The 7598-nt window shown below is 75.6% G+C and carries 5 protein-coding genes; 1 reads left to right on the top strand and 4 read right to left on the bottom strand.

Features of this window, described 5'->3' with window-relative positions:
• The 4 genes from IE312_RS36510 to IE312_RS36525 all read right to left on the bottom strand — a co-directional run.
• Positions 1-3746, bottom strand: a 3746-nt coding sequence (locus tag IE312_RS36510) for a hypothetical protein (RefSeq protein WP_229900877.1), incomplete at its 3' end; no start/stop codon positions are given.
• Between the two features lie 67 nt (positions 3747-3813).
• Entirely contained in the window at positions 3814-4692 is an 879-nt protein-coding gene (locus tag IE312_RS36515) for a hypothetical protein (RefSeq protein WP_189986621.1), read from the bottom strand.
• A gap of 31 nt (positions 4693-4723) precedes the next feature.
• Complete coding sequence (locus tag IE312_RS36520) at positions 4724-6253, bottom strand: hypothetical protein (protein ID WP_189986622.1); 1530 nt, start codon at positions 6251-6253, stop codon at positions 4724-4726.
• A 72-nt stretch (positions 6254-6325) separates the two neighbouring features.
• Complete coding sequence (locus IE312_RS36525) at positions 6326-7030, bottom strand: GntR family transcriptional regulator (protein ID WP_189986623.1); 705 nt, start codon at positions 7028-7030, stop codon at positions 6326-6328.
• 126 nt (positions 7031-7156) lie between these two features.
• Between IE312_RS36525 and IE312_RS43445 the strand changes: the two genes are divergently transcribed.
• Positions 7157-7598 (top strand): MFS transporter (locus tag IE312_RS43445; RefSeq protein ID WP_229900878.1); only part of this gene is annotated, 442 nt, incomplete at its 3' end.

Below are 7598 nucleotides of genomic sequence, written 5' to 3' on the forward strand. Positions count from 1 at the left end.
GGGGTGCGCACCTGCTCGTAGCGGGTGGAGTTGGCGTGCCGGACGAGGACGTCGCTCGCCTCACGCACGGCCGCCTCCGCGGTGGACAGGTCGGCGGCGCAGCCACGCAGCGAGCGGCGGGCCTCGGCGGCGGAGTGCCGGGCCTCCTCCAGGGTGCCCGGGTACGGCTCCTGCTCCTCCTGCTCCTCGTCGGCGGTGTGTTCGCGCAGCAGGTCGCGGAGCATCGCGGCGATCTCGTCGAAGCCGCCGGCCGCGTCCTCGGCGGCGCGGTGGGCCTCCAGCAGTCCGGCGTGCGCCTCGCGGGCCTCGGCCAGCGCCTCGGTGCGGGCGGCGAGTTCGGCGGTGGCGGTGCGCAGCAGTGCCTGGGCGTGCTCGGCGTCGCGCGGGACGAGTTCCGCGGGCAGTTCGGTGTGCGCCTCGCCGTCCTCGGGCGCGTGCCGTTCCGTCTCGCCGCGCAGCCGGCCGAGCTGCTCGCTCGCGGTGGACATCCGGGTCTCCAGGAGCTGCACCAGCTCCTCCGCGCGCGCGGCGGCGGCCTGCCGGGACGGTCCGTCGGAGCCGTCGGGCGACTGGAGCAGCTGCTCGGCACGGGTGCGGACCTTGTTGCTGAGCCGGTCCAGTTCGGTGCGGGCGGCGCTCTCGTCGCTCTCCGCGCGGGCCTGCTCGGCGCGCAGGTCGGCGCCGACGCCGACCTGCTCGTACAGCTGGGAGGCGGCCCGGTAGGCCTCGCGGAGCGCGGGCAGGGACGCCTCGGGGGTGTCGTCGTCGGCCGGGGGTACGTCGTCGGGGGCGCCGGCGATCTCGGCGCGCTCGGCGCGCAGGGCGCGCGCGGTGCGGCGGGCGTCGTCGGCGGCGCGCTGGGCGGCGCGGCGGTCCTCGTCGGCGGCGCGGGCACGATCCAGGCAGGCCTGGGCGCGGGCCTCGGACTCGGCCGCCTCGTCGGCGAGTTCGCGGAGCTTGACCTGCCAGCCGGCGCGCTCGCGGAGCCGGAACGCCAGGCCGGCGAGGGCGTCGGCGGCGCGCCGGGCCTTCTGCGCGGCCTCCTGCCGCTCGTCGCGGAGCTGCGTGGCCTCGGCGGCGGACTCCTCGGCCTCGGCGCGCGCGGTGCGGGCCTCGGCGAGTTCGGCCTCGGTCTCCTGCGCGAAGGCGCGGGCCTCCTCGGCGGCCCGGGCCAGCTCGGTGAGGCGCCCGGCGGGGCAGCCGGTGCGCCAGGAGGCGAGCCGTGCGGCGAGTTCGCGGTCCTTGCCGAGGCGGGCGGCCAGGGCGCGGATCTCCTCGTCGCGCTCGGTGGCCCGGGCACGCAGCGCCTGGCGTTCCTCGTCGGCGGCGTGCTCGTCGTGCATGGCCGGGTTCGGCGGCACCAGGAACACGTCACCGGCGGCGGTGCCCGCGGCCGGGGGCGGGGCGAGCAGCGCGGCGGCGGTGCCGACGGCGACGGCGGAACGGGGCAGCAGGGCGGCGTCGCCGAGGGCCTCGCGGGCCCGGGCGTGCGTGTCCGGGTCGGTGATGATGACGCCGTCGACCAGTTCGGGGCGGGCGGCGAGCACCCGCGCGTGGTCGGCGGGGTCGACGGCCTGGGCGAGGTAGCGCCAGCCGGGCAGGGCGGGGATGCCGTGCTCGCCGAGGAACTCGACGGTGGCCAGCACGTCGGGACCGGGCGGCAGCAGTCCGCCGTCACCGAGGGCGCCGAGGATGCGGGCGTCGTCGGCGGCGGCCGTCCGCAGGTCGAACAGGTGCCGTTCGGCGCGCGACACGGCTTCGTCGAGGAGTTCGCGCAGCTCGTCGGCGAAGCGGTCGAGCTCCTCGGGGGTGAGGGCGCTGGGGGAGGCGACGGCGGCCGGTGCGCGGGTGCCGTCGGGCTCCTCCGTCCGGGGCGCGGGCACCCGTGCCGTCCCGGGCGCGCCCGGGAGGCTCAGCAGCTCCGCGAGCCGTTCCTCGGCGGCCAGCGATTCCGCGAGGCGCCGCTCGGCGTCGTGGGCGCGCTCGGCGGCGGTCGCCGCGTCGGCCGCGCGGGCCGCGGTCAGTTCGGCGCGGGACTCGGCGGAGGCCGCCTCACGGGCGTGCTCGGTGGCCTTGCGGGCGGCCTCGCGGGCCGCGTCCCAGGCGGCGACGGCACTTTTCTCGGCGTCGCTGGCGGCGAGCGCGGCCCGCGCCGGGTCGGCGTCCGGGGCGCTGTCGTCCAGCCAGCCCGCGCGGACGGCCTCGGCGGTCTCCTGCTCCACCTCGGCGAGCCGCTGGCGCAGGTGTCCGGCCTCACTGCGGGCCCGCTGCGCCTCGGTGGCGGCGGCGGTGGAGTCCCGGTAGGCCGAGTCGCCGGCCTCCTGGAGGGATGCGGAGCGCTCCTCCTCCTCGTTGGCGAGGGCCTCGGCGCCCCCCGCGGCGGCGTGCAAGGCCCGTACGAGGTCCACGGCGGCCTTGGCGCGGGCGGCGAGTGCGGGGGCCGCGTCCCGTTCGGCCTCCTGGATGGCGGCGGACACGCGGGCGACGCGGTCGGCGGCGGCCCGGTGCCGCAGCACGGCCTCGGCGGCCTGCCAGGCGGAGTGCAGGGTGCGGGCGTCGGCCAGTTCGCGTTTCTGCGCGGCGGCGGCCTTCTCCGCGGCGGCCAGCGCCAGCGAGGCGTGCCGGTAGGCGAGTTCGGCGGCGATGAGGGAGCTGCGCTCGCGGGCGCCCTCGGAGTGCGTGACGGCGTACGCGGCGGCGGTCACGCGCTGGGCGAGGTCGGCGGCCCGGACCCGCTCCCGGACGGCCCGCGCGGACAGCCGGCGGGCCAGCGTGCGGGTGCGGCGCTCGGCGCCCGCGTGGACGTCACGCGCGCGGGAACGCGCCTCGGCGGCCTCCACGATGCGGCCGAGCAGGTCGACGGAGCCGGCGGTGAAGTCGCGTTCGGCGATCAGCTCGGCGCGCCGCCCGAGTTTGCTGCCGAAGCCGCTGACGAGGTCGGCGAGGCCGTCGGTGTCGCGGGTGTCGGTGACGGCGCGCAGCAGCAGGTCGGTGAAGTCGGAGTCCTTCTTGACCGCGAAGAGGCCGGCCGCCTCGCCCTCGTCGGCGTTCATCTCGCGCTGGTAGCGGAAGAGTTCGGGGTCGAGGCCGAGGTCGCCGAGGTGTTCGGTCCAGCGCTCGTGGGTCTCCTCCCAGTGCACCTCCAGGTGCGGGTAGGCCTTGCCGGCCTCCATGAGGGCGTCGCGGAAGCCCTTCATGGTGCGGCGGCGGCCGTGCGCGCCGGAGGTGCCCTCGGCGGCCGGCCGTACGGCGGTGGACTCGGCGACGGGCAGGTTGTCCAGGCTGAGGCCGGGGCCGGGCCGGAAGGAGTACCAGGCCTCGGCGAACTTGCGCGGGTCGTTGGAGACCTGCCGCCCGCGCCACTCGCTGACCTTGCCGACGACGACGCACTCGCCGGTCTGCACGTGCTGCCACTCCAGGGCCACGTGGCCGCAGTCGTCGGCGAGCAGGAACTTGCGCAGCACGCCGGAGCTGGCGCCGCCGAGGGTGTTGCGGTGGCCCGGCAGCATCACCGAGAAGATCAGCTTGAGCAGGACGGACTTGCCGCCGCCGTTCTCCAGGAACAGCACGCCCGCGGGGGCGGGCCGGCGCGGCGGCCCGGACGGCTCGTCCTGGAAGAACTCCGCCTGCGTGGGCGCCGGGTCGGGCACGGGCGCGCCGACCCCCCGCAGGTCCAGCACGGTGTCGGCGTAGCGCGCACCGGCGGGACCGATGGAGTAGAGGCGGACCCGGGACAGCTCGTACATGGCGGACTCTCGTAAGTCTGGTGAAAGGTGCGGTGGTTCTGGGCTTCTGGGGCTACGGGGTGCCGCGTCAGGAGTGGAACGGCAGCCCGGCGTCGGCCACCAGGTCCAGGTCGTCGGTGTCCTCGGCGGGCAGCAGGGTGGCCGTGCCGTCGGTGACCGGGACGACGCCCAGTTCCAGCAGCTCGGCCAGGGCGGCGCTGGCGGCCATGTCACGGACCTGGAGCTGGTAGCGGGCGGTGGTGCGGTAGGTGCCGCCGCTGTCGTCGCCGGTGCGCTGCAGGAAGCCGGAGTCGGTGAGGAAGGCCAGGGCCTTGGCCACGATGCCGGTGGTGGAGGCGGCCGGGCGGCGGGCGTCCTTGGTGGCGCCGGTGGCGCTGCGCCGGGCCCAGATCCGCCAGGCGGCCTCCAGGCCGGGCGCGTCGGTCGCCGGGTCGGTGTTCTCGCCCTGCTCCTCGGCGCGTTCCTCCAGGCGGCGGCAGGCCTGCCGCACGAAGGCGTCGACGCCGTTGACGGTGACCCGGCCGATGTAGGAGTCGTCGGCCAGGTCCTCCGGGCGCGGGAACGCCAGCGCCGCGACCGCGAGATGGGCCAGTCCGTGCAGGAAGCGGTCGGCGGAGTCGGCGGCGGTGCGACGCGCGTAGTCCCCCATACGGACGGCGAAGACCGAGTCCTCGGCGGCGGTGACGGCCATGCCCGCGCGCGGGGACACCTCCAGCACGACGAGGCCGAGGCCGGCGGCGACGGCGTCCGCGAGCCGGGCGAACGCCGGGTCCTCGCGGTGGCGGCGCAGCAGGTCGGTGTACTCCTGGTCGCGGGCGGGCGCCAGCTTGGGCTGGAGTCCGAAGGCGACGAGCCGCGCCGCGTCGGCGGCGTCGGCGGGGGTGACGGCGGAGCCGGCCGGTGCGGCGGCGGGCTCGGGTTCACTCCGGTCGACGTGCTCGGTCACGGGTTGGGCTCCTTGTCGTGCTGGGGTGCGCTCATGCTGCTTCCGTCCGGTCCGCGGCCATGCCGGCCGCGTCCAGCAGGGCGGTTCCCACGATCAGGTCCGCCCCGCCGAACTCGGGGTCGTCCAGTTCGGTGCCGTCGTCCACGGCGAACAGCAGCTTCTCCTCGCCCTGCCGGTAGGCGGTGCCGACGGCCGGGCTGGCCGCGTGGACCGCCAGCAGTGCGACCAGGTACGCGAGGTCCGGGTCGCCGGTGCGCCGGGCCTCGGCGAGCAGCCCGGACAGTCTGCGCGGGGCGTCCGGCGGCAGGTCCAGCAGCTCGGTGGCGGCGGCCAGCTGCTCCTCGCTGAACCGGCTGTCGTCGGGCGTCGCGATCAGGTCGGGTTCGGGCATCTCGGCGCCGAGGTGCTCCCGCTCGACGGGCGGGGTCAGCAGTATGTCGACGAGGTCCCCGACCCGGACGGACACCGGTGTGCGCGGGCCCGTGCCGCGCGCGAAGAAGGCGTCCGTGACCCGGATCGCCTGCTCCAGGGGCAGCGGGAGGAGGGGCGCGACGAGGTGGCCGTAGAGGTCGGTCCCGGACGTGGCCGCCGGCGTGGCGAAGGCCTGCCGGTCCTGTTCGGCGCGGAACAGCGGGCCGGCCTCCAGCAGGCGGGACTGGAGCTGGGTGTGGCGCCGGATGCAGTCCTTGACGATGTCGACCAGTTCGGCGGCGCGGCGCTTGTGCTCGGGCTCCTCCGTCTCGTCGCGGGCCTTGCGGATGTTGGTGAGGATGGCGTTCTCGTGGCGGTAGCGCTCGGCGACGTGGTCGAGGGCCTCGGCGATCATGTCGGGGACGGCCTTGAGCCAGTCGACCGCGCGGACGTTGCGCCGGGTGGCGTCCAGGGCCCGGCGGAGCGTCTCGGAGTACTGCACCGTGCGGTAGCGGGCCTGCTCGGCGGCGAGCTGGGCGTCGGCGAGCCGGCCGCGGCTGATCAGCACCTCCAGCTTGACCTCGGCGGCGATCTGGGCGCTGGTGACGTCGGTGTCCAGGGCGCCGACCAGGACGTTGACCGCCTCGTCGGTCGTGCGCAGGTACACCGTGCCGCCGGGGCCGGGGACCTCCTCGATCAGCTTGAAGTCGTAGTCACGGCGGACGTACGTGCCGTCCGGGGCGAAGGTGCCGTAGACCGCGCGGAAGCCGCGGTCCACGCTGCCGACGTTAATCAGGTTCTCCAGGACCCAGCGGGCCACGCGCTCGTGTTCGGCGGTGGGCCGGTGCGGGGCCTGGGCGGCGATGCGCGGGATCAGCCGGGCCACGATCTGCTCGTGGTCGGCGCCGGTGTCGAAGTCCATGTTCAGCGTGACCAGGTCGATGGCGGCCAGGGCCACCTCGGCCATTCCGTACACCGAGTACTCACCGGCCAGGTTGGCCTTGCGCGCGTCCAGGTCGTGCAGCGGCGCGGTGCAGGCGAGCGCGCGCAGCCGGCGCGCCAGCCCCTCGTCGGCGGCCGGGCCCGGAGCCGGGCGCGGCGCCGCGCTGAGCTGGGGCGGAACACGGTCCGTCGAGGCAGGCGAAGTCACGGTGCACAGACTAGGTCCTGGGTCCGACATCGACCCAAACGGCTCAGAAGCGACGGCCGTCACAGAAGCGCGTCAGGTGCCGGCCGCGTCCTCGCCCACTTGCCGCCGGTACACCTCGACCACCCGTTCCAGCGAGTCCGCGAGGTACGTCTCCAGCAGCCGTTCCGCGCCGTGCCGGTCCCCGGCCCGCAGGGCCCGCAGGATCTCGGCGTTGCGGGCGAGGTAGGGCTCGTGCAGCCGGCGCGGGTGGTCCACGACGTGGAAGGCGAGGCGCAGCTCGGCGAAGACGCTGCGCATCAGCTCGTCGGTGCGTTCGCTGCCGGCGAGGGCGACGAGTTCCCGGTGGAAGTGGATGTTGGCGGTGCCCAGCTCTTTCCAGTCGTTCCCGGCGGCCGCCCTCCGGCCCTCCTCGACCGCCTCGGCCAGCCTGTCCAGCCGGTACGGCGGTGCGCCCAGCCCGCGGACGACGGCGCACTCGACCAGGGAACGGGTGCGGTAGATGTCCTCCACGTCCTCGACGGTCAGGACCCGTACGAACACCCCGCGGTTGAGCTCGTGGATCAGCAGGCGTTCGTGGGTGAGCAGCCGGAACGCCTCGCGCAGGGTGTTGCGGGAGACGCCGAGCGCACCGCCGATGCCGTCCTCCGACAGCCGGGTGCCGGGCGGGAAGTAGCCCTCGGCGATGCGGCTCCTGAGGATGTCCGACACCCGCTCGGCGGTGCTCGTCCGGCCCAGGAGGGCGCGGTCACCGGCCAGGCCCGTCAGCTGCTCTGCCATGCCCGGAATTCAATCGCAGACACCAGGACGGATCAACGTGGGTATTGAGGGATCGTTGAACAATCCTCTACCGTGCTCACACGGCTCACTTCCCAGCACCCTCCGTCCTCCTCCTGCGAGGTGCCCATGAGCACGAGCGAACCGCCCCCACCGCCCTCCGCGCCGTCCACCGGCACGCGGCCCGCACCCACCGCACACACCGGACACACCGGACACACCGGACACACCGGCGAGGACGGCCCGTTCGGCTGGCTGCGCGCCCTCGGTCCGCGCGGCCGGCGTGCCTTCGCCGGTGCTTTCGGCGGCTACGCGCTGGACTCCTACGACTACTTCACCCTGCCGCTGAGCATGGTGGCGCTGACGGCGCACTTCGGCCTCGACAGCGGTCAGACCGGCCTGTTCACTACCGTCACGCTGGTGGTCTCGGCGGTCGGCGGCGCCGCGGCGGGCGTGCTGGCGGACCGGGTGGGCCGGGTCCGCGCCCTGATGGTCACGGTGATCACGTACGCCGTCTTCACCGTGGCCTGCGGCTTCGCGCCCACCTACGAGACGCTCCTGGTCTTCCGGG

Source organism: Streptomyces capoamus (genome assembly GCF_014654935.1).
Classification (GTDB): domain Bacteria; phylum Actinomycetota; class Actinomycetes; order Streptomycetales; family Streptomycetaceae; genus Streptomyces; species Streptomyces capoamus.

Excerpts from the sequence above, each read along its gene's own strand:
- IE312_RS36525 (WP_189986623.1), bottom strand. The coding sequence starts at position 7,030 with ATGGCAGAGCAGCTGACGGGCCTGGCCGGTGACCGCGCCCTCCTGGGC.